Origin of the sequence: Oceanobacillus timonensis (assembly GCF_900166635.1) — a bacterium.
Taxonomy (GTDB): Bacteria; Bacillota; Bacilli; order Bacillales; family Amphibacillaceae; genus Oceanobacillus; species Oceanobacillus timonensis.
Window position 1 is genome coordinate 746,283 of sequence record NZ_LT800497.1, and the last position, 23,015, is coordinate 769,297.

Annotated in this window: 18 protein-coding genes; 11 read left to right on the top strand and 7 right to left on the bottom strand. The window is 34.5% G+C overall.

Going from position 1 to position 23,015, the window contains the following annotated elements:
• Position 1 precedes the first annotated feature (1 nt).
• From galT to B7E05_RS03880, 3 genes are read right to left on the bottom strand one after another with little or no spacing between them, the layout of a single operon-like run.
• Positions 2-1,480 (bottom strand): UDP-glucose--hexose-1-phosphate uridylyltransferase, encoded by a 1,479-nt coding sequence (galT, locus tag B7E05_RS03870; protein WP_080872663.1) that lies wholly within the window; start codon positions 1,478-1,480, stop codon positions 2-4.
• 2 nt (positions 1,481-1,482) lie between these two features.
• Positions 1,483-2,481, bottom strand: coding sequence for a UDP-glucose 4-epimerase GalE (gene galE, locus B7E05_RS03875; RefSeq protein ID WP_080872665.1), 999 nt, complete (start codon positions 2,479-2,481; stop codon positions 1,483-1,485).
• A complete protein-coding gene (locus tag B7E05_RS03880) occupies positions 2,478-3,662 on the bottom strand; it encodes a galactokinase (RefSeq protein ID WP_080872667.1) in 1,185 nt (394 codons plus the stop codon). Before B7E05_RS03880 ends, galE begins: the two co-directional genes overlap by 4 nt.
• Before the next feature lie 432 nt (positions 3,663-4,094).
• Here B7E05_RS03880 and B7E05_RS03885 point away from each other — a divergent pair, with 432 nt between their 5' ends.
• From B7E05_RS03885 to B7E05_RS03935, 11 genes are all read left to right on the top strand, one after another.
• On the top strand, positions 4,095-5,396 hold the full coding sequence (locus B7E05_RS03885) for an extracellular solute-binding protein (protein WP_080872669.1): 1,302 nt from the start codon (positions 4,095-4,097) through the stop codon (positions 5,394-5,396).
• A gap of 358 nt (positions 5,397-5,754) precedes the next feature.
• Positions 5,755-6,630, top strand: coding sequence for a carbohydrate ABC transporter permease (locus tag B7E05_RS03890; RefSeq protein WP_080872671.1), 876 nt, complete (start codon positions 5,755-5,757; stop codon positions 6,628-6,630).
• Between the two features lies 1 nt (position 6,631).
• Positions 6,632-7,555 (top strand): carbohydrate ABC transporter permease, encoded by a 924-nt coding sequence (locus B7E05_RS03895; protein WP_080872673.1) that lies wholly within the window; start codon positions 6,632-6,634, stop codon positions 7,553-7,555.
• A gap of 158 nt (positions 7,556-7,713) precedes the next feature.
• The gene (locus B7E05_RS03900; RefSeq protein ID WP_080872675.1) at positions 7,714-8,637 is read left to right on the top strand and encodes a formylglycine-generating enzyme family protein; all 924 of its coding nucleotides are present in this window, start codon (positions 7,714-7,716) and stop codon (positions 8,635-8,637) included.
• Between the two features lie 169 nt (positions 8,638-8,806).
• Positions 8,807-10,354 carry an arylsulfatase gene (locus tag B7E05_RS03905; protein WP_080872677.1) on the top strand — a complete coding sequence of 516 codons (1,548 nt, stop codon included), beginning with the start codon at positions 8,807-8,809 and terminating at the stop codon, positions 10,352-10,354.
• 46 nt (positions 10,355-10,400) lie between these two features.
• Positions 10,401-12,170: a glycoside hydrolase family 2 protein gene (locus B7E05_RS03910; protein WP_080872679.1), complete on the top strand. Its 1,770-nt coding sequence runs from the start codon at positions 10,401-10,403 to the stop codon at positions 12,168-12,170.
• Between the two features lie 495 nt (positions 12,171-12,665).
• Positions 12,666-13,292: a GntR family transcriptional regulator gene (locus tag B7E05_RS03915; protein WP_179134451.1), complete on the top strand. Its 627-nt coding sequence runs from the start codon at positions 12,666-12,668 to the stop codon at positions 13,290-13,292.
• 689 nt (positions 13,293-13,981) lie between these two features.
• Positions 13,982-15,313: a GntP family permease gene (locus B7E05_RS03920; protein WP_080872685.1), complete on the top strand. Its 1,332-nt coding sequence runs from the start codon at positions 13,982-13,984 to the stop codon at positions 15,311-15,313.
• A 27-nt stretch (positions 15,314-15,340) separates the two neighbouring features.
• Complete coding sequence (locus B7E05_RS03925; RefSeq protein WP_080872687.1) at positions 15,341-16,711, top strand: homoserine dehydrogenase; 1,371 nt, start codon at positions 15,341-15,343, stop codon at positions 16,709-16,711.
• A gap of 88 nt (positions 16,712-16,799) precedes the next feature.
• Positions 16,800-18,074 (top strand): four-carbon acid sugar kinase family protein, encoded by a 1,275-nt coding sequence (locus B7E05_RS03930; protein ID WP_080872688.1) that lies wholly within the window; start codon positions 16,800-16,802, stop codon positions 18,072-18,074.
• Between the two features lies 1 nt (position 18,075).
• A complete protein-coding gene (locus tag B7E05_RS03935) occupies positions 18,076-18,660 on the top strand; it encodes a class II aldolase/adducin family protein (RefSeq protein ID WP_080872690.1) in 585 nt (194 codons plus the stop codon).
• Positions 18,661-18,869: 209 nt separating this feature from the next.
• Here the strand turns inward: B7E05_RS03935 and B7E05_RS03940 are convergent, their stop codons facing one another.
• From B7E05_RS03940 to B7E05_RS03955, 4 genes are all read right to left on the bottom strand, one after another.
• Positions 18,870-19,382, bottom strand: coding sequence for a gamma carbonic anhydrase family protein (locus B7E05_RS03940; protein ID WP_080872691.1), 513 nt, complete (start codon positions 19,380-19,382; stop codon positions 18,870-18,872).
• Positions 19,383-19,434: 52 nt separating this feature from the next.
• A complete protein-coding gene (locus B7E05_RS03945; RefSeq protein WP_080872692.1) occupies positions 19,435-20,241 on the bottom strand; it encodes an enoyl-CoA hydratase in 807 nt (268 codons plus the stop codon).
• A 106-nt stretch (positions 20,242-20,347) separates the two neighbouring features.
• Positions 20,348-21,673 carry a GntP family permease gene (locus tag B7E05_RS03950; RefSeq protein ID WP_080872694.1) on the bottom strand — a complete coding sequence of 442 codons (1,326 nt, stop codon included), beginning with the start codon at positions 21,671-21,673 and terminating at the stop codon, positions 20,348-20,350.
• A gap of 129 nt (positions 21,674-21,802) precedes the next feature.
• Positions 21,803-22,999, bottom strand: coding sequence for a CaiB/BaiF CoA transferase family protein (locus B7E05_RS03955; protein ID WP_080872695.1), 1,197 nt, complete (start codon positions 22,997-22,999; stop codon positions 21,803-21,805).
• Positions 23,000-23,015: the final 16 nt, after the last annotated feature.

Below are 23,015 nucleotides of genomic sequence, written 5' to 3' on the forward strand. Positions count from 1 at the left end.
CCTACTTATTTAATGTCTTTATAAATCTCTCAAATGCAGGGCGGTCTTTGTACACACTTGCATCTTCTAGTACTTTTATAAATTTCTTTCCAAGTTCTTTTTGTAAAATTGTTTCAGCTGTTTCGTTATCAGTTAAGGTGCCATAGTTTTCCTTTAGTTGATTTGCCCAGTCTTGATGATAATCCGTGACATGACTTGACTTATCCAGGAGATAATTCTTAATCTCTGAAAGTTCTCCCTTAAGTCTTGGGGGAAGTACTGCGAGTCCCATTACTTCTATTAGTCCAATGTTTTCTTTTTTTATATGATGAACGTCCTCATGTGGATGAAAAATTCCTAATGGATGCTCCGGAGAGGTACGATTATTTCGTAATACTAAATCTAGTTCAATATGATCCTTTCGATTTCTTGCAATCGGAGTAATCGTGTTATGAGACTTTCCGTTTGTATATGCTAATATGTCTGCTTGCTCGTCGGAATACTCTCTCCAAGTTCGTAAAATATAGTCCGCGGCATCAACTAGTTTATTTATTTTATATCCATGTAAACGAATAGCCGACATCGGCCATTTTAGAACAGCTGCGTCCACTTCAGGATGGTTATTTAGCGTAAAAGGAAAGGCTTTTTCAGCCTCAGCCATTGCAAATTGGTAATTTCCCGCTTGATAATGATCATGGCTTAAAATAGAACCTCCAACAATCGGCAAATCTGCATTTGACCCGATAAAATAATGGGGGAATTTTTCCGTAAATGTTAAAAGCCTTTCAAAAGTAAGTTTATCAATCTTCATATCACGATGTTCTTCTGAAAGTAGTATACTGTGTTCGTTGTAATATACATAAGGGGAATATTGAAAATACCAATTTTCTCCTAATAAAGGAATATCAATGATACGAAGATTGGCTCTTGCTGGATGCCCTAACCTTCCATTATATCCCTCATTTTCGACACAAAGAAGACAGTTCGGGTAATGGATTGTTTTCTTCATTTCCTTTTCTCGTTCAATTTGCTTCGGATCCTTTTCAGGCTTAGAAAGATTTATTGTAATCTCTAATTTTCCATAGGGTGTGTCGGTTTGATAAGAACTATTTTTCCGAATTCGATTCATCTGAATATAATTATTGTTTTTGCTAAGGGAATAAAAATAGTCAGTCGCTGACTTTGGTGACACTTCATACTTGTTATTGAAAATTTCATTGACAACCGATGGACGGGCAGTAAAGCAGTTCATGATATTCGCAGAAAGAATTTCCTTTTCATCAAGTACATCTTCAATAATGTGGTGGTCCACAGCATAGTTTACTAATTTATCAAGAAGATCTGGAATCATGTCATCTGCTGGATACTCTACATTTTCAGTGAATGATTCTAAACCTAATAGATGCATAACCTGATTACGTACATAGATCTTATCTTCGGGCTCTATTAATTGTGTTTCTAACCCTTTTTGAATAAGTCCTGCAATCCATTCATATACCATGTTTACACTCCTTTTTGTTTATAGCCTTGCGGATACAGAGAGTGCCAATTCCATGCATCCTCAATTATTTTTTTGATGGATGTTTTCGTTGGATTCCATCCCAGAATTTGTTTTGCTTTTTCCGAACTGGCTATTAATGCACCAGGGTCCCCGCTACGGCGAGCACCAATCCGTGTTGGGATTTCCTTACCAGTAACGGCCCTTACTGTATCAATCACTTCCTTTACTGAAAAACCTTGGTTACTCCCAAGATTAAAAATATCACTCTTGCCACCTTCCTTTAAATAGGTTAATGCAAGGATATGAGCTTGAATGAGATCCTCTACATGAACATAGTCGCGTATACAGGTACCATCTGGGGTATCATAATCATCACCAAATATTGTAATGGTCTCACGCTGTCCTAAAGCAGATTGCAAAATAATTGGAATTAGATGTGTCTCCGGCTGGTGGTCCTCACCAATTTCTGTTGTTTCTCTTGCACCTGCAACATTAAAATATCGTAAGGAGACAAATTTGATTCCATGAGCTTGTTCTGTCCACTTCATTAATTTTTCCATCGTCAGTTTTGTTTCTCCGTATGTGTTCGTAGGGTTTGTCGACATATTCTCTTTAATTGGAACAGCTTCGGCTTCGCCATAGATTGCTGCGGTAGAAGAAAATATAATAAATTTGACATCGTTTTCCACCATTACTTGAAGCAATACTTGCGTTCCATAAACATTATTATCAAAGTATTTCAATGGCTTTTCCATGGATTCGCCAACTAATGAATTTGCTGCAAAATGGATGACACTATCAATCGATTCCTTCTCAAACACTGAACGGAGAAAATTGATATTACGAATGTCTCCTTGGTAAAAGGTTGCTTCTGGATGAATTGCTCTTTTATGGCCAGTTTCTAGATTATCGACAACAACAACTTGTTCCTTTTGATCCACTAATTGATAGACGGCATGAGATCCGATATAGCCGGCACCACCTAGAACTAAAATACTCATTGTACCACTTCCTCCAAAATTTCTTTTGCACCATCTCCGATTGATGCTGTATAGAAAGTTGCATCAAAGCCAATCACTTGACGGTAAGTGTTGTTTACATTTTTTTTGAAAGTTTCCACCTTATCTTTTTCCACTATTGCAATTGCACATCCGCCAAATCCAGCGCCGGTCATTCGCGCACCTAGTACACCTTCTTGTTTCCAGGCGGCGTGTACAATGGTATCAAGTTCGAGGCCTGTTACTTCATAATCATTCATAAGAGAAATATGGGATTCATTCATTAGTTTTCCAAAACCTTGAAGATTGGGTTTTTTCAGTTTTTCAAGCGCTTCTAATGTTCGGGCGTTTTCATATACGATATGTTTAGCACGCTTTCGATTTGTTTTATCTTTGATTAGATATTTATGTTTCTCAAAGTCTACTTTAGTCAATTCTCCTAAACTTTCAATGGTACATTCAGTTTGTAAATCCTTCAGAGCACGTTCACATTGTGCGCGGCGTTCATTATATTTAGAACCTGCAAGTGTACGTTGTTTGTTTGAATTAATAATTATAATATCGTGATTTTCCAGCTCAAGTGGTGCGTATTCATATTTTAATGTACGGCAGTTTAATAGAATAGCATGATTTATTTTTCCTTTTCCAATGGCGAACTGATCCATGATTCCGCTGTTCACACCAATGTAATCATTTTCCACTTTTTGACCGCATTGGATTATTTTTATACGGTCCATGGTTAGACCGTATAACTTTTCTAAAAGTACACCTGTTACGATTTCGATTGAAGCGGAGGAAGACAGTCCAGCACTATTTGGAATGTTTCCATAGAATAAAATATCTGCCCCATATCTAATATCAAATCCTGCTTTTTGCAAGTAAAGAAACATTCCTTTTGAATAGTTGGCCCAATTATGTTCATCATTATAAGATAAATTTGACAAATCGCATTCTATTATTCCTTTATCTGAGAAATTAATAGAATAAAAACGCAACTTTTGGTCCTTTCGTAGGGCTCCCAAGGCATAAGTGCCAAATGAAATGGAGGCTGGGAAAACATGACCTCCATTATAATCAGTATGTTCACCAATTAGGTTGATTCTACCTGGCGCGAAAAATGAACGGGGCACTAGAGATGTTTTGAATGTTGCCTGAAATTCTTTTATTAGTTTTTGAATGTTCATGATAACCTCCTATTATGTTAGAGCTAATTGAAATTTAATAAATGAGATAAAGCTTAAAACATTCTGTTTCATAATACAATAGTTAATTAATTTAATTAAGATAATGTTACTACAGTTATTTTATAAACACAAGAAGTAATTTAGGAGAAAAAAACACTTTATGTTCTTTCTCAAAGTGCAAAATATTAGTTATTAGTATAAAAATTATGTTGACAATTCTAAAAAGTGAGTTTATTATTTATATAGTTAATTAATTTAATTAATCTGTTATAAGACTTGGTTTGTTGCAGTTAGACTTTTTATTTATTTTTTGAAAGCGGATTCATTTTTGGCGTTCTAACTGTACGTGCATTTACGGTCATATTGAAAGGAGTGAAAAAGGATAGTATTCATTGGTTTGTATCTATTTGAGTAATTAAGGGAGGTTCAGCAATGAAGAATAGGCTAGTGTTACTAATTGGAATCATTTTAACGGCTATCACGCTTGTAGCATGTTCTGGCGGATCAGATGATGCTGATGCCGATCAAGATGTTGAGGTGCCAGAGGGGGCAACAGAGGTTGTTATGTGGAATCTATTTGGAGGTGGTGATGCTGACTTTATGCAGGAAATTGTTGATGAATATAACGAAAGTCAAGATGAGATTTTTATAAATAATGTTCAACAAGAATTTGAAGAATATTATACAAAATTGATTACGAGTGTTTCCGCGGGTCAAGGACCGGATTTAGCTATTTCCCACACGAATGTACTTCCGGAATTGGTTAGTCAGGGACTGATTCAGGAGCTAGACACACAAGGTTCGGAAGTAGGGGTAAATTGGGATGAATTTAATCAGAATATTTTGGAATCGACTGTTTTTGATGAGCAGCATTACGCAGTACCGATCGATACACATCCGCATATATTTTTCGTGAATAATGAACTTGTTGGTGATGCAGGACTTATGAATGAGGATGGGAGTGTGAAAATGGAACAGACGCCAGAAGGGTTTGTTGAATTTCTAACAACACTTAAACAAGAATTGCCAGAAGATAAATTTCCGATGGCGTTTTCTACAGCTGGTGTCGATTCCTATAGGTTATGGTTTTCCTTCTATAGTCAACTAGGAGGAGAAAATATTGTAACGGATAATTTAGAAAATCCAGAATATGTACTTGATGTTGATAAAGCGATTGAAGCTGCAAATTATATGCATGATTTATGGCACGAGCATGAAGTTATTCCAACGAATTTAGCGGAATTCTATGCTGATTTCCAATCTGGCAATGCAGCTACTATTTCTACTGGGGTATGGGCAACTGGTACTTGGGAAGCTACGGAAGATCTAGAGTTTACAGCACTACCAGCACCAAATATATTTGGCAAAGATGCTGCATTTGGTAATTCGCATACCTTTGTGATTCCTACTAGTCAAGATGCAGATCCCGAAGTTCAAAAAGGTGCCATTGAATTTATGGATTATGCAACTGATAAAGGTGTTGTTTGGGCAGAAGCAGGACATATTCCGGCAAAATCAACCGTTGTTGAATCAAAAGAATATGCAGAACTTCCATATCGCAGTGATTATGTTGAAGTAGCGGACTATGTTAATTTTCCAGATCAAACTATTCATGCACGTGGTATCCAGGATATAATGGTTCGCAACCTTGATTTGATTTGGACAGACGAAGCAACTCCTGAAGAAGCGTTTGAATTGATTGAAAATGAAGTGAAATCGTTAATAGGAGAGTAATCTGAACTTTAGGGTGAGGACATAAGGAAAAAAATATATAAATAAGTGAACAATGGACATACTCTGCGTAGGAAAAATATGTAGACTACTAGAAAATGCATATGCGTTTACTAAGTGTGTTATATTTCTGCCGATGCCTACCTTGTTGGCATTGGCGAGATTCCTAAAGACGAGATAACAATCTTTTCTGAGAGGGATTTCGTAGCTCCAGGAGCCTTGTAACAGTAAGAACAAGAGGAGACTCAAAGATATGCGAAGTATATTTCCTAGATGAGTAATTCACACCAATCATGTTCCGAGTTGATAAAATATTCTTATGTCCCAACCGTCTTGATTTTTATGGAAAAGGGGTCTATTTATGAAAAACAAGTTATGGTTACAGGATATGAAGGCGCTTCCCTTTCTAATACCCTTTTTAATTGTATATATGATCTTTACCATCTTTCCTGTTATCAAAGGGCTGGAAATGAGTTTCTATGATTGGTCATTGATTGGAAAATTGGAGTTCATAGGGTTGGAAAACTTTACAGTTATGTTTAGTGATCCTTATTTTTGGAGAAGTCTTGGAAATACAACATTATTTGTTATTTTAACAACACCAACAATGATGGTGCTAGCACTAGGACTGGCATTACTAGCTAATTTGAATACGAAGCTTCAGACTTTTTTCAGAGGAGCTTACTTTCTCCCAAGTATCTTATCTGTTGCGGTTATTTCCTTTTTGGCCATCTTCATGCTACAGCCATATAACGGATTTGTTAATACCATTCTTCAAGGCATAGGAGTGCAAGCCGAGCCTTTTTGGCTGGCTAATAAATATCTTGCTTGGATTACGATTGTAGTTGTTACACTATGGTGGACGGTAGGAACGAATATGATTTTATTTCTTGTAGCATTACAGGATATTCCAGAGTCATTGTACGAGGCTAGTGAAATAGATGGAGCAACTCGATGGCAGCAGTTTTGGTACATTACGCTGCCGCAGCTTAAACCAATTTCCAAAGTTATTTTATTGTTGCAGGTTCTTGCCTCATTTAAAGTGTTTGCACAAATTATGTTAATCACTGGCGGAGGACCTGGTGATGCCACTAGACCTCTTATCCAATATATCTATGAAAGTGGCTTTACACAAAATAATTTAGGGTATGCTGCTACAATGTCCTTTGCGCTATTCTTTATCCTATTAATTTTGTCGATAATCCAGTTAAGGTCACAAAGATCGGGGGAGAATTAACATGGGACAACCTAATCCAATACCAAATATAGATGTACAAAAAACATTCGAAAAAAAGAATAAAAAACCAAATAATAAAAGAAAACGTTCAACGCGACTGAACAGAAGTCGTGATCCTTTTCATCCTATTAAAATTACGGTAGCGATTGTTGTTGGACTTCTGTTTGTTCTTCCTATCATATGGATGATCTTTGTTTCCTTGAAACCAGATGGGTTCAGCACTGCTAATCCACTCGAATGGTTTTTACCACCATTTACATTCTCGAATTACACAAATATGATTGCTAATACTTTAATACTCCGATGGATATTTAATAGTTTTATCGTTGCGCTTATTACAACAATTTTAACGTTAATCGTGACATCATTAGCTTCATTTGCAATATCTCAAATGAAATTCCGTTTCAAAAAGACGATTTTTGTATTTTTTCTACTTGGCTTGATGATACCTGGAGAAGCAACAATTATTCCGTTATATGAAACTGCGAAGAGTTTAAATCTGATTGATAGCTATGCAGGGCTTATTCTTCCAATGGTTGCTTCACCACTAGGTGTTATTATATTAAAAAGCTTTTTTGATGGTATACCAAAAGAATTATTCGAAAGCGCAAAAATGGATGGATGTTCAAATTTTAAATTGTTTTATAAAATTGCTTTGCCCCTGGCCAAACCAGCTTTAGCAGCAATAGCAATCTTTACATTTATTGGATCCTGGAATAACTTTCTGTGGCCATACTTGTCTATATTATCTGAAGAGCTCTATACATTACCGGTAGGTCTTCCTGTATTTAATTCCAGTTATTCTCAAGCATATGTACTCCCAATGACAGCAAATGCTCTTGCGTCTATACCAGTTATTATCATATTCCTAATATTTCAAAAACAAATTATTAAGGGAATCAGCTTTACAGGGATTAAAGGATAATATAAAGATATTTAAAATTAATAGTAATCTATGCAAATAATCTATATCAACAAAAAGAGCGGTATTGGCAGAATCCATTATTAAAGTAAGGAGAAACTCTCTATGAATAAATATAACTAATTAACATGTAAAACTACTGAATGAAAGGTTGGTGGAGAATGCGAGCGAAGGAGGAAAAAAAACATTCATGCTGTTCTGTAAACAGATCAGATATTTCTAAAACGAATATCGAAATATCCCTTTCGGATTATCGAAAAAAAAATATCAGATTTCAAGACAAAATGGTGTATTTATCTGGTGGTGAATTTTTAATGGGGACGGATAATAAAGAGGGATTTCCATCTGACAAGGAAGGTCCAATAAGAAACGAAACCGTAGAGCCGTTCTATATCGATAGTCATACCGTTAGTAACAGGGAATTCAAACAATTTGTTGAGGCAACGAACTATAAGACTGTGGCTGAAAGATTTGGCTGGTCTTTTGTGTTTCATGAATTTTTAACCTTTGAGCAATTAAATAGTGAAAAGCAATTACAAAACGTGCCATGGTGGTATGCGGTTAGAGATGCCTTTTGGTATCAGCCTGAAGGGAGTGGGTCGTCGGTTGATCAGCGTATGGACCATCCTGTTGTGCACATATCCTGGTATGATGCTGTTTCCTTTTGCGAATGGGCAGGAAAGCGGTTGCCAACAGAACGTGAATGGGAATTTGCTGCTCGTGGCGGACTTGAACAAAAAAAATATCCATGGGGAGATGAGCTCACTAAAGATGGAATACATTACTGCAATATTTGGCAAGGAAAATTTCCACAATATAATTCAAAAGATGATGGTTATTTAGGTACTGCTCCTGCAACGTCTTTTCCACCGAATAATTATGGGCTATATAATATGTCAGGAAATGTATGGGAATGGTGTTCAGATTGGTTCAATAAGGATAACCAATCTCAAAAGAGTATGCGAGGTGGATCATACCTATGTCATAACTCTTATTGTAATCGTTATCGTGTAGCTGCAAGGAGTTCAAATACAATGGACAGCTCATCGGGGAATATTGGCTTTCGTTGTGTACGTGATGTATGAATCAAACGGACTGATTTCCCAATTGTAACTTTAGCAAATCATAGTGTCTTGCAGGGAATACGATTGGCGGGGAATAGAATTCAAGCTTAAAGAATGCACATGACCGAGTTAATGAACGAAGGATTATTTCATACTATGTGTAAAAATCATTGAACTTGGAGGGTGAAAAATGGTAAAAAGCAAGCCAAATATTTTATTGATTTTAACTGATGACTTAGGATTTTCTGATTTAGGAAGTTATGGAGGTGAAATCAGTACACCAAATCTAGATCAACTGGCTAAGAATGGGTTACGCTTCACTCAATTTTATAATTCAGCTCGCTGTTGCCCGAGTCGAGCTTCCCTTTTAACCGGGGTGTATCCACATCAAGCGGGCATAGGTTTAATGGATGAGGATCGAGAAACACCCGGATATCGTGGTTATTTGAAAGATCAGTGTGTTACCCTTGCAGAAGTGTTGCGAGAGGGTGGCTATCACACCTATTTATCAGGAAAATGGCATGTAGGAAAACGAATGCCAATAGAACGTGGATTTGATGATTTTTATGGATTATTGGGAGGTTTTGCGAGTTTCTGGGATAAGAAGAACTATGTTCGTTTACCCAAAGGTCGGCCTGAACGAAGCTATTCAGAAGGAGAATTTTATGCTACAGATGCAATTACGGATCATGCATTAGATTTCATTGAAGAGTCTCGACATGATGAACAGCCTTATTTTCTATATCTATCCTATAATGCACCACATTTTCCGTTGCAGGCACCGAAAGAAGATATTAGTAAATATGAAAAACTATATGAAAAAGGGTGGGATAAGATAAGGGAAGAAAGGTTGGAACGAATGAAACAGCTACAGACGATAAATGAAAATATGGAGTTGACACCACGCTCCGAATATTGGGATCGTGATCGTGAGAACAGCGGGGTCAATCCAGCTTGGGAATCCATTGATCCAGACCGTAAAAAAGATCTGATACGGCGAATGGCGATTTATGCTGCGATGGTAGACCGCATGGATCAGAATGTCGGCAGGGTGATTAAGAATCTACGGGACCATAATGAACTCGATAATACATTGGTATTGTTTTGTTCTGATAACGGGGCGTGTGCGGAATGGGATCCTTGGGGTTTTGATGATTGGATTACGACTTCAAACTTTTTACACCGAAAAGAAGATCTAGATCGTATGGGAGGTCCCGACTCTTATCACAGCTACGGATCCGGTTGGGCAAATGCTTGTAGTACGCCGCTTAGAATGTACAAGCACTATGCACATGAAGGTGGAATTAGTACGCCATTGATAGTCCACTGGCCAGAAGAAGTAAATCGAAGCGGAGAGGTTGATCATTACCCGGGTCACTTTATTGACTTTATGGCAACTTTCGTTGATATTACGGGAACGTCGTATCCAGAGGAATTTCAAGGAAATAAGATACTCCCGATGGAGGGAAAGAGCTTGATGCCCGTTTTCCAGGGGAAGCCAACTGAAACACGCATATTATACTTTGAACATGAAGAACATTGTGCTGTACGTGAGAATGAATGGAAACTTGTGAAAATAAAGGAAAGAGAATGGGAATTATACAACATGAATAATGACCGAACAGAGATGAATAATTTGGCAAATAATTATCCTGAACGTGTAGAAAAGATGAAACAAATGTGGGAAGAATGGGCTGAAAAAACCAATGTACACCCTCGTACTAAGGCTGAAAAGTGATGTTTATTAAAAAATGTATGAAATCATAGAAGAGGAGAATATGCACATGGAAAAAACAATTGCTACTTATCAAAGAACAGAATACCCGCGTCCACAATTCCAAAGAACTTCATGGAAGAACTTGAATGGGACATGGAAGTTTGCTTTTGATGATGAGAATATTGGAGAGAAAGAGCAATGGACGAATAAACCTAGCTTTACTACAGATATACAGGTGCCATTTACGTATGAAACGAAAGCAAGTGGGATTGGTGAAGAGGATTTCCACCCCTATGTTTGGTATCAAAAAACATTTGAAATTCCAGAAGATGAAATAGGAAAACGAACAATTTTGAGATTCCAGGCATCCGATTATTTAACGAAAGTATGGGTTAACGGCCATTATATTGGTAATCATATTGGTGGGAATGCTTCTTTTTCATTTGATATTACGAATGCTGTTGACTACAAAACGAAGAATGAACTTGTTGTTAAAGTAGAAGATAGTATGAGCTGTTATCAACCAAGGGGGAAACAACGGTGGAGAGATGAAAATTTCGGATGCTGGTATGTACAGACTACAGGGATATGGCAAACAGTCTGGCTGGAATTCTTGAATAAGGTAAATATTGATAATGTAAAGATTACTCCTGAATTCGATGCACATTCGGTCCATTTTGATTATACATTGAGCGGTTCATTTGGTCGAGAATGTGATTTAGAAACAACAATCAGTTTTTTGGGTGAAACAGTAAAACAATTTTCTATGAAACCAGATCGTTCTAACATGAGCTTTTTAGTGGATCTTCATACGGACCTACATGAGTGGAAAATAAAACATTGGTCACCTCAGCATCCTAATTTATATGATGTTACATTTCGATTATTTGAGAACGGAAGATTAGTAGACGAAGTTGATTCGTATTTTGGAATGCGAAAGATTTCCATTAAAGATGGACAGGTGCTTCTTAATAACGTACCTATTTACCAAAAGCTTATTTTAGATCAAGGATACTGGGCGGATACGATGCTCACACCTCCTTCAGATGATGCCATAATAGAAGATATTGAAAAAACGATGGAGATGGGCTTCAATGGAGTTCGTAAACATCAAAAACTGGAGGACGAACGCTTTTTATATTGGTGCGATAAAAAAGGATTACTTGTGTGGTCTGAGATGGCTGCTACGTATGAATTTTCGGATGAGGCAGTTGAAAACTTTACGAAAGAGTGGCTGGAAATCGTTCAACAGCACTATAACCATCCATCTATCATTACCTGGGTACCATTTAATGAATCATGGGGCGTACCCAATATTTCGACTAATAAACAGCAACAGGTATTTACAGAATCTATTTACTATTTAACAAAATCAATTGACTCACAACGTCCTGTTATCGTAAACGATGGCTGGGAACACACAATTTCTGATATTATTGCGCTTCATGATTATGAGGAACTTGGCGAAGAATTCCTAGAACGTTATAAAGATAAGGATAAAATTTTAAATAATGAATTACCTCATAATAATCATAAATATGCCTTTGCAAATGGTTATAAATATGAAGGACAGCCTATTATGATAACCGAATATGGAGGAATTGCTTTTAACGATGAAAGTGGCTGGGGGTACGGGAACCAGGTGAATACAGAGAAGGAGTTTTTAAATCGATACCAGAGCATTACGGATGCTATTAAGTCAACTCCTTATATAAATGGTTACTGTTATACACAAATAACTGATGTTCAGCAGGAAATTAATGGTTTATTAAAAGAAGATCGGACACCTAAGATAGAATTAGAAAAGATAAAGGCAGTGAATGATTCAATTAAATAGTTGAAAGTAAGATAAAGGGTTGTCAATTTGGATAGACAATCCTTTATCTGTGGTCTTTATTTTGTCATCCTATACAATTAATTTTCATTTTTTACTCTTACATATTTCCATCATTTTAAAGTGACCCGTTGTCAAGACATCAAGTTTCTCAAAGATTTGGAGCGTATCTTACAGAAACTGTATCTTCCATTTATGAATCTGATTCACATGGATTCTGTGTTCTAATACAATTTGGCTCATAGATTTTTCTTCTTTCAAAACTTCTAACACGATTCGTGATTTATAAATTCAGCTGTATATCTTTTTTGTTTCATATACCTACCTTAACATCTCCTTTTTCCGTGTCTAGATTCTTGGATCCGTTATATAGTTCTTTAAATATTGATTGAATTTCTATTGACAACACCTATATTTACATGCATAAAATTAATAATGATTAAATGTGATATAATATATAAAAGAAATTTGATAGATAACTTAAGGTTGGTGTTAGATATGGCTTCAAGTAAAAAAGAACAAGTATATATTGAAATAAAAAAAAGAATCCTGAATAATTATTATGAACAAGGAGAGTACTTAGAAGAGAAGGAAATTTGTGAAACATTTAAAGTGAGTAGGACGCCAGTTCGAGAAGCTATGAATAAATTAGCATCTGAAAATTTAGTTTATTCGGTTCCTAAACAAGGTACTTTTGTAACCACATTATCAACTCAAGATATCAAACAAATTTTTCAAGTTCGATATATTATCGAAACATCTGCACTTGATTTATCATTTGATAAATTAGAGAAGGAAGAACTAATAAATTTTAAAAATAAATTTATTGAAGAAATAAGGAATGAAAATTATCAAGTATTACACGAGTTAGATTATGAATTTCATAATTATATTAATTCTAAATGTGGCAATAAGTACTTACATAGTTTTCTAAGTCGTATACAAGATAACTTTCAACGTGTGAGAACTCAAGAATTTTACACAAAAAATCGCACTTTGGGTGGAGCGGAAGAACATTTGGAGATAATTGACAATATTTTAACTGCTAATAAACAACGATCTATTGAATTATTAGAGAGTCATATTTCTTCTACAGAAAAGTATTATTTTAAGAGCTTGATATAAAATTAATTACTCAACTGTCGCACTAATAAAATCATAATTAATCCAAGTTTATACGAGCACATTATCTCAGCACTTCATTTCTAAAATAATTTGGCATAACAACTGAAATAATGTGTTCCTGATTCCACACTATTATGGAATATGTTAAAAATTTTTCGAAATAGTCTAGTTCATTTGTTCTGAAATATTCTAAAACAGATCATCCACTTTCATATATTGATTGAAATTCCCACTTACTTTATACATCTCTTCTCGATGAAGCACAAATTTTGCTACTTTCTCCAATGTGATAAATTAATCCGTATTTTTCCAGAATGCTTCAAAATATTAATTCTGTAAAAGAGGGTGAAAGGTGCTGCTTCCTTGCTCTATCGAATAGTCTTGATGGCTGCTCCATGTTTCCACGTTATATGATTACAGAACATGATCCTCAACGGCAAAAATATCCAAGGCAAGTCTATTAAAAATCGTCGATATGGTCATAATTGATGATAATCATTAGAGTGAATTAGATAACTGTTGTTTTATTTCAAAAAAATCTTTTTTTGAAAGTGTTTACAAGTAATGATCATCGTGCTATATTTCTTGTATACACAGAATATACTTTGTGTATTTTTGAAAAGGGAGGTGTAAAAGAAGCTAACTATTTTTCTTATCAACTGTAATTATTTAAATTAGGAGGGAAAAATATGTCAACTGGTTATGTACTTGCTGTATTCTTTTCCATAATAATTCTTATGGTTTTAGCTATATCTAAGTTTAAGATACATGCTTCAATGGCTCTTTTAATATCAGGGATTTTATTAGGAATATTCCTTCAATTTCCATTAGGAGAAATAGAAGAAATTATGAATGAAGGATTTGCTGATACGATTAAAAGCGTTGGAATTGTAATATTTCTAGGGTCTGTATTAGGAATAATGTTGGAAAGAACTGGAGGAGCAGCAAAAATTACTAATAGTGCCATCAAATATTTTGGTGATAAATATATTGTATGGGCTTTAGTTTTTAGCTCTGCACTTTTGGGGATTCCAATTTGGGGAGATACTGTAGTGGTTCTTTTAATACCAATAGTATCAAAAATTGCATTAGATACTGGAAGGTCCATGTTGAGTTTAGGTACTATTTTATATTTGGGCGCTTTAGTAACTGCCTCATTAGTACCACCTACTCCAGGAGCAGTCGCAGCAGCATCTTTACTAGGAGTTTCTTTAGGTGAAGCAATTATTTGGGGAACAATAATATCGATACCTAGTATAGTTGTTGCTACTCTATACGCTTTAACTTTAAAGGAGCATGTTGAACCTTTAGAAGAATATGTAGATGAAACGAAGAAAGCTAATAATAATGGTGTAAAGCAGCCAAGTTTATTAGGTTCATTAGCACCAATATTATTGCCATTAATACTAATTGTAGGAAATACTGCTATTTCTGCTGCTGCTCCTAACACGTTTATTGCTGAATTATTTTCATTCATTGGTTCTCCAATGGTAGCTTTATTAAGTGGATGTGTTTTGGCATTAAGTTTAACTGGAAGCAAATGGAATTCGAAAGAAGTGTTAGATGGTTACGTAGACAAAGGTATTGGTGCTGCAGCGATGCCAATTCTTGTAACGGGATTAGGTGGAGTACTAGCTATTTTTATAGAAAGAGCAGGGGTTGCAGAAGTTATAGCAGATACTGTTGTTAGTTTTGGGTTCCCATCTATCTTAATACCTATCATTTTAGCTGCTATTCTTCATATTGTAACTGGCTCAAATGCGCTAGCAGTAATGACAGCAGCTGCCTTAGTTCAACCTATGTTAGGAACGTTAGGAATTAGCCCCCTAGCAGCTTTTTTAGCTAGCGGTACAGGTGCTTTAATGTTTAAACATGCAAACTCAAGTGGGTTTTGGGTAACAGTTACGATGTCAAATATGAATGTTAAACAAGGAATTAAAGGTATATCGGTTGCATCAACGATAGCTGGTGGAGTGGGCGCATTAATAACTATAGTATTACACTATACAGGGGTTATTTAAAAGCATTTAAAATGGAGGCAAAAATTAATGGATTATACTAATTTATTAAATTATGACGAAAAAATTAAATTGGGTATTATCGGGGCATCTCAAGGGTTTGGTTACACAACCTTAGTTCAAGTAAAAAATATAGAACAAATTGATTTGCGTGTTGTTTCTTCAATAGATATTGAAGAAAGTTATAAAGCATTAGTAGAAACTGGCTACAACAAAGAAAGAATAGTAATATGTCATACTGTTGAAGAGATTAAAAAAACTGATGAAAGTAAAATAATTATTGTAGACGATTACAAGTTAGTTTTAGAAGCTGAAATCACTTCAATAATTGAAACAACTGGGAATATAACAGTTGGTACTTATATTTCTGAGAATGCATTAAACAAAGGGATTAATGTGTATATGGTATCTAAAGAAACGGACAGTTTTGCCGGGCCATATTTTAATCAATTAGCCTATGAAAATAATGTGATTTATACATTAGTAAATGGAGATCAACCTCGAAATTTAATAGATTTATATTCCTGGGGAAGACTTGTAGGGTTAGACATTATAGCAGCAGGGAAATCCAGTGAATATGATTTTGTATGGGATAGAGATTCAGGAGAGGTCACATACACTGATGGAAAAGAAGAATATTTTAGTGCGAAAGAATTGTTACATTACTGGGAGTATAAAGATAAAACGACACTCAATCAAAGATACGAAATTTTGAAAGGATTGACTGGTACTATTGCAGCAGACATTTGTGAAATGAATTTAGTCTCCAATGTAACAGGGCTATTACCTGCAAATTCTAGCCTGAATTATCCGATTGCCAAAGTAAATGAATTAGCTGATATATTTGTCCCTAAAGAAGATGGTGGAATTTTAGATCACTCAGGCGTGGTAGATGTTTTTTATCAATTAAGGGAAAAAAATGAACCGAGTTTTGCTGGTGGAGTATTTCTAATTTTTGAAATTAAAAATAAAAAAATGATTGATTTATTAAGAGGTAAAGGACATTTGATTAGCAAGAATGAGAAATATGGATGTATTTATGAACCATATCATATGATGGGAATTGAGGCACCATTATCCGTTATTCTTGGTGATAGACTCGGCATAGGTGTTCGAAATGATACACGACAAGTATCTGTAATGGTCGGAGTAGCTGAAGATGAAATAAAAAAAGGGCACACTTTTAAAGTTTATGGTCATCACCATGAAATAGAAAATGTAACTCCTCGTTTACTCGAAATAGATAAGGCCAATAATGCTGTACCATTCTATTTATTAAATGATATAAAACTAAAAAAAGACATCAAAAAAGGCGATGTAATTAGTTTAGATGATATTGACGATGAATTAATTGATAATAAAGCATTTAATATATATCAGAAGGGGTTAGAATTGAAATAATTTTTGATAAGTATACAAGGCAAAAATTACAATCTTATATATAGTATTAATACTTTTTTATTAAACAACGGAAGGCTGGTTTATAACTATGAATGAAAAAATTGGTATTATAGCAGATGATTTTACTGGAGCAAGTGATATTGCTTCATTTATGAACCTTGCTGGTGCAAATTCAATCCTGATTAATGAAATTCCTTTAAATTCTCACTATGATTATTCATCCTACGATGTTATTGTTATTGCTCTAAAAACACGTAGCGTTAATGTAAAAGATGCAATTAATTATACAAAAGCAGCATATGAATTTTTAATTGAAAATGATATAAAAAATATATATTTTAAGTATGCTTCAACATTTGACTCAACTAATGATGGGAATATAGGTCCGGTTTCCGATTATTTATTAGAAACTATAAATCAAAAATATTCGCTAATAATACCTTCATTTCCAGGTAATAATCGGATAGTAAAGGACGGTATATTATATGTAGATGGAAAGAAGATTGAAGATACACATATGCGAAATCATCCTATTAATCCAATGAAAGAAAGTAATTTAATAAAACTAATGGAAAATCAAAGTGCTTATAAAGCATATCATTTAAGTATAGATGATATTAAATACTATATCCGAGATAAAAAAGAGTTTAAAAATTATATTTTGGAGTTGTCTAAAAAACATAAACATTTTTATATAATACCTGATTACTTTGAAAATAGTCACGGTAAATTAATTGCTGACTTATTCTCGAATTTAAATTTTTATACTGGAGCATCAGTCTTTGGTGGATGGTTATACCAAATAAAAAACAATAAATCTCAAAATAAGTATCCATCAATATCGCAATCACTATTGGAAGGCACACAGACTCCAACAAATGGTATAATATTAGCAGGCTCATTATCTAAGGCCACTCGAATGCAGATAGAAAATTTCAAAAAATATAATTATCCTTCTTATGAAATTCAAAACAAAAAAATTTATGAGAACCATATTAATGAACTAGAAAATATAAAGAGGTTTATTAGAAAAAATAAAACGTCACCGATGCTTATATATAATGAAAGAGAAAAATTTCATGTTCCTATTAATAATCTTTTGGAGACGGTTATATCAGAAATTGGAATGTTCGCACTAGATAATGAAATTAATAATGTAGTTGTGGCTGGTGGAGAAACTTCGGGAGCTGTAGTTAAGAAAATTGGATCAAATAATTTTAAAATAGGACAAAGTATCAGTCAAGGTGTACCGATACTTAAACCACTTGATAAAGATAGAGAAATAAAATTAGTATTAAAATCTGGTAACTTTGGTGAAGAAGACTTCTTTGTAAAAGCACTTTATATAATGGGGGAGAGTTAACATGAATAAAATGGATTTGGACAAACTATATAACGAAACTATCTGGGTAGCGCAAAAGCTTTTTGATAGAGGAAAAGTTAGTGGTTCTTCAGCTAATATGAGTTTTAAATATGAGGATAAAATCTATATTACAGCTTCAAATACCTGCTTTGGGAACTTAACAAAAGAAGATTTTTCAATTGTAGATTTAAATTCAAATGTATTGAACGAAAAAAAACCAAGTAAAGAATATCCAATGCATTTATCTTTATATAACAAACATTCTTCCGTTAATTGTGTAATTCATACTCACAGTACTTTTTCAACCTACTGGGCATGTAAGAAAACTATCAAAGACAAAACGCTAATTCCATCACCAACACCATATTTAGAAATGAAGGTTGGTAATTTAGTTTTCGTTCCATATGCAGATCCTGGGTCAGTAAAGTTATTTACTAATTTCGATGATGCCATTACAGATTCAACTAGTTATTTATTGGAGAATCACGGTCCTATTGTAGGAGATAAAAGTATATTTGATGCATTTTACAAATTAGAAGAATTAGAGGAAGCCGCCAAAAATGCTTGGTTGGTGGAACATTTTTAATGGAAAAGTGACGAGTTATTTTATAAAAATATTAAGGATAGCAAGTTTTAGGGAGAGAGTAAAAATACTAAATTATAATAAAAGGAATTTTTAGTTATTTAAAAGAGTACTAGATGCTGTGGGAACAGATCTAGTACTCTTTGTGCGTCAGGCACGTGCGTGTTCTTTACGGTTGAAGTTCTGAACTAAGAAGGTAGGTAAGCGTAAAATCACGAATAATCGTAGTGACTATTCCATAGTTTTACGTATTCTTCAGAATTCATTTTGATATCTTTTTTCTCATCTTCATTTAATTCACGAATTACCTTTGCAGGGACGCCCATAGCAACTGTTCCACTTGGGATAACTTTTCCAGAGGTAACAAGTGCGTTCGCCCCAACCTGTGCTCCTTTTTTAATGACTGCACCATCTAGAATAGTTGCTCCCATACCTATTCTTGCCTCATCTTCAATGGTACAGGCATGTAGAATTACGCCATGGCCAATAGTAACATTTTTTCCAATAATAAGTGGATTTTCTTTAGTTACATGGCAAACAGAATTGTCTTGTATGTTACTTCCTTCGCCAACATCGATATAGTTGCCATCATCTCCTCGTAAAACTGCAAATGGCCAAACACTTACGTTTTCTCCAATACGCACATCTCCAATAATTCTAGAAGCTTCATCTAAATAAGAGTTTGGATGAATAGTTGGAGTTATTTCCCTAATAGACCTTATCATTCTTCATTTTTCTCCTTCTCAATTTAATTTAATTTAATTGTTTTTAGATTCCTTATTCCCCTTGCCATAATGGATGGCGTTTTTCTATATGAGAATTTACTCCTTCAGCAAAGTCCTTACTTTCGTATACCTCATGTATTATATTATCGAATTCATATATAGAGTCGAGAATCTTCTCTCCACTATTTAGTTTGTTAAAAGCAAGTTTAGTTGCTTTAATTGTTAAGGGAGCATTTTCACTTATTTTAGTTGCGATTTTTATCACATTATTATAAAAACCCTCTTCTTCAAAAACATCTGTTAAAAAGCCTTTCGAAATTGCCTCTTTAGCGTCCATCATCCTTGCAGTATAAAGCAATTCTTTTGTATACATATTGTTTAGTTCACTAGCTAGCCTTTGATAATTATTCAAACTTAAGCAATTACCAAGTGTTTTAGCCATTGGTGCTCCAAATTTAGATTTAGGTGTAGCGTAACGTAAATCGCAAGCAGTAGCTAAAATCATTCCGCCCCCTACAGCATATCCATTAATAGCTGCAATAGTGGGTTTATTTATTTTTTCTAGCTTATCAACAATTTTATCTATTTTGTTTTCATAATTAATACCATCATTTCCTGTGAAGTTTTTAAACTGATGAATATCTGTACCCGCGGCAAATGCTTTATCTCCATCACCTCGAATAATTAAAACACGAACTGAAGGGTCGTTAGAGATATTTTCTAAGTGCTCTTCTAATTGCTTATACATTTCCCAAGTTAGTGAATTAAGTGATTTTGTTCTGGACAAGGTTAATTGTGAAACTGAACCGAAACGTTCTAGTTTAACATAACCAACATTAGAATTATTTTCTGTTTCCATTATAAAAACCTCTCTTTTTAATTTATTTGTATTGTTTGGTGATAATTAAATTTTAGAACCACCTATTATTATGTTTCCATTCATTACTTAATAATTATTATCTTGATTAAATAATTCCAGAATAATGTAAAATAGAAGTAATAATAGCACCTACAAATCCGGCGATTGTAGAACTTACGCTTACACCTTTAATACCTTGTTTTACATTCATATTTGAAAGTGATACCGTAACCCAAAAACCACTGGAATTGGTATGTTTAAACATAAGCGCGCCCGCTCCACAGCCGAGAAGTGCTACAAGTGGTGAAATACCGAGTCCATTTAGCATCGGTGCAACAAGAGCGGCAGTAGTCATTACCCCTAGAGTATTTGATCCGGTAATTATATGAATTAATGCTGCAATAATAATAGGGATTAATATGCCTGGAAAGTTTGTATCTCCAACAATAGATCCAATATTATCAGCAACCCCTGTTTGTTTAATGAATTCTGCTAATGCTCCTCCCATACCAGTGACAACAATTGGCATGGCTGCAGCGCCAAGACTACTTTCTACCCAATCATTTAGGACGGTTTTAGATTTCCATTTTTGCCCTGTTAGAATTAGAGATAGTATACAACCTGATAACAATGCAGCAAGTGGAGAACCAATAAATGCAAAGAAATTAGCAATGAAAGAATCTGGATACAAAGCATTGATGACAGTATTTCCAACTATAAGAACTAAAGGTAAGAATATTGGAGCTAAAGAGCTTGTTAATTTTGGAAGTTTTTCTTGATTATCATCATTGTTACTTATTAAATATTCTTCTTTTGGCTGTACTTCTTCTTTTAAAGTATTGCAATAAGCTACAGCAGCTAGAACACTGGGTACCGCAACCACTGTTCCCCATATGATTACTTCAGATAGTGGTACATTTAGTAATGACGCAGCTGCTATAGGGCCAGGCGTTGGAGGAATAAGGGATGAAGTTACAAGAGCCCCTACATACAATGCACTTCCATAAGATATCATAGACTTTTTAGTTTTCTGTGCAAGTACTGAAACCACTGGAATTAAAAGTATTACTACTGTATCTGCGAATATTGGAATCCCAAGAATCAAAGAGCTAATCCCTATAGCCCATATAACTCTCTTTTCGCCAACTAATTTCACTGTAGAATTTGTTAACTTACGAGCTGCCCCTGTTTCTTCAAGTACTTTACCTAATATAGAACCTAATACAATTACAATGGCAACGTCTTCTATTGTAGAAGCAAAGCCAGAATTAATAACACCTTCTAAATCTTCCCATGGTACTTTTAACCCGATGCCCAAAGCGATGGCGGCGAATAAAAGACTGATAACAGGATGAAGATTTACTACAGATATTAAAAAAATCATTGCAATAATGACTATAGCTAAAACTGAAAGAACATATATTGTTGACATATAGTTCACCTCACTAGTTAAGAGCTTATATATAATCAAAATATTCGTGTTTATCAAATTAATATTGAAACCGGTTTCTTTATTTTTAAAAATAAAATAGTGAAACCGGTTCTTCTATATTAAATCACCTTATTTTTGTAGCTTTATTGCTCCCGTATTATCCATGCCTTTAACTTCATTATCATCATATCCAAGCTCTTTCAGAATTTCTAATGTGTGCTCGCCATGTAACGGTGCCGCTGAACGAATTGATCCTGGTGTTTTAGAAAACTTCGTAGGAATACCCATCATTTTCATATTACCTATTACTGGATGATTAATTTCTGTAATCATATCGCGTGCGAGGTAATGGGGATCATTTACAGCTTCTTCAAAATTGTTAATAGGTCCTGCTGGTACACCTGCTTCTTCGCATTTGTCAATCCAATATTGTTTATTATTTTTCTTTAAAATAGTTTCCAAATCTTTTTCCAATTTTTTAACGTTTTCATGTCTTAAAGAGTTTGTTTTGTATTTAGAGTCTTCAATCCATTCTGGTTTATTTAATACTTTTTTACATAAATTCTCCCATGTTTTTTGATTTGCGCATCCTAATACCATAAAACCATCTTTCGCTTCAATAGCTTGATATGGTGCTGAGACTCTATGTCTTCCTCCTGTTGGTTGTGGAATTGTTCCCTCAGCAAAATAAGCAGCAGCTTCCCAAGTAAACCAAGGCAAACCAGCTTCTGAAATGGATAAATCTATATTTTGCCCCTCTCCAGTTTTTAACTTATGAATATATGCTGCCATAATAGAGTATGCAGCGGTGAGCCCTGCACCTATATCATATACAGCAATACCTGATTTCATGGGTCTAGAATTCGGTTCTCCAGTCATACTCATCAAACCTGTCATTCCTTGTGAAACAAGGTCGAACCCGCCTTTATGCGAATAAGGTCCTGTTTGACCATAACCTGAAACAGAACAATAAATAATATCTTCTTTAATTTTTTTCATAGACTCATAATCTATTTGTAAGGATTTAGTTACACCCGGTTTATAATTTTCAACGATTACATCTGATTTTTTTGCTAAATCATTGAATGCTTTTTTTCCTTCTTCAGTTTTTAAATTTAGCGCAATACTTTTTTTATTACGATTTATTTGAAAAAAACAAGTGGATTCTCCATTAACATATGGACCCATTTGTCTTGAATCATCACCTCCCTGTGTTTTTTCTACTTTAATAACTTCTGCTCCAAGATCAGCAAGTATCATAGTACAATAAGGTCCAGCCATGATTTGTGAAACATCTAAAACTACTAAACCATTAAGTGGTCCCATTTTTTTCACCTCATTA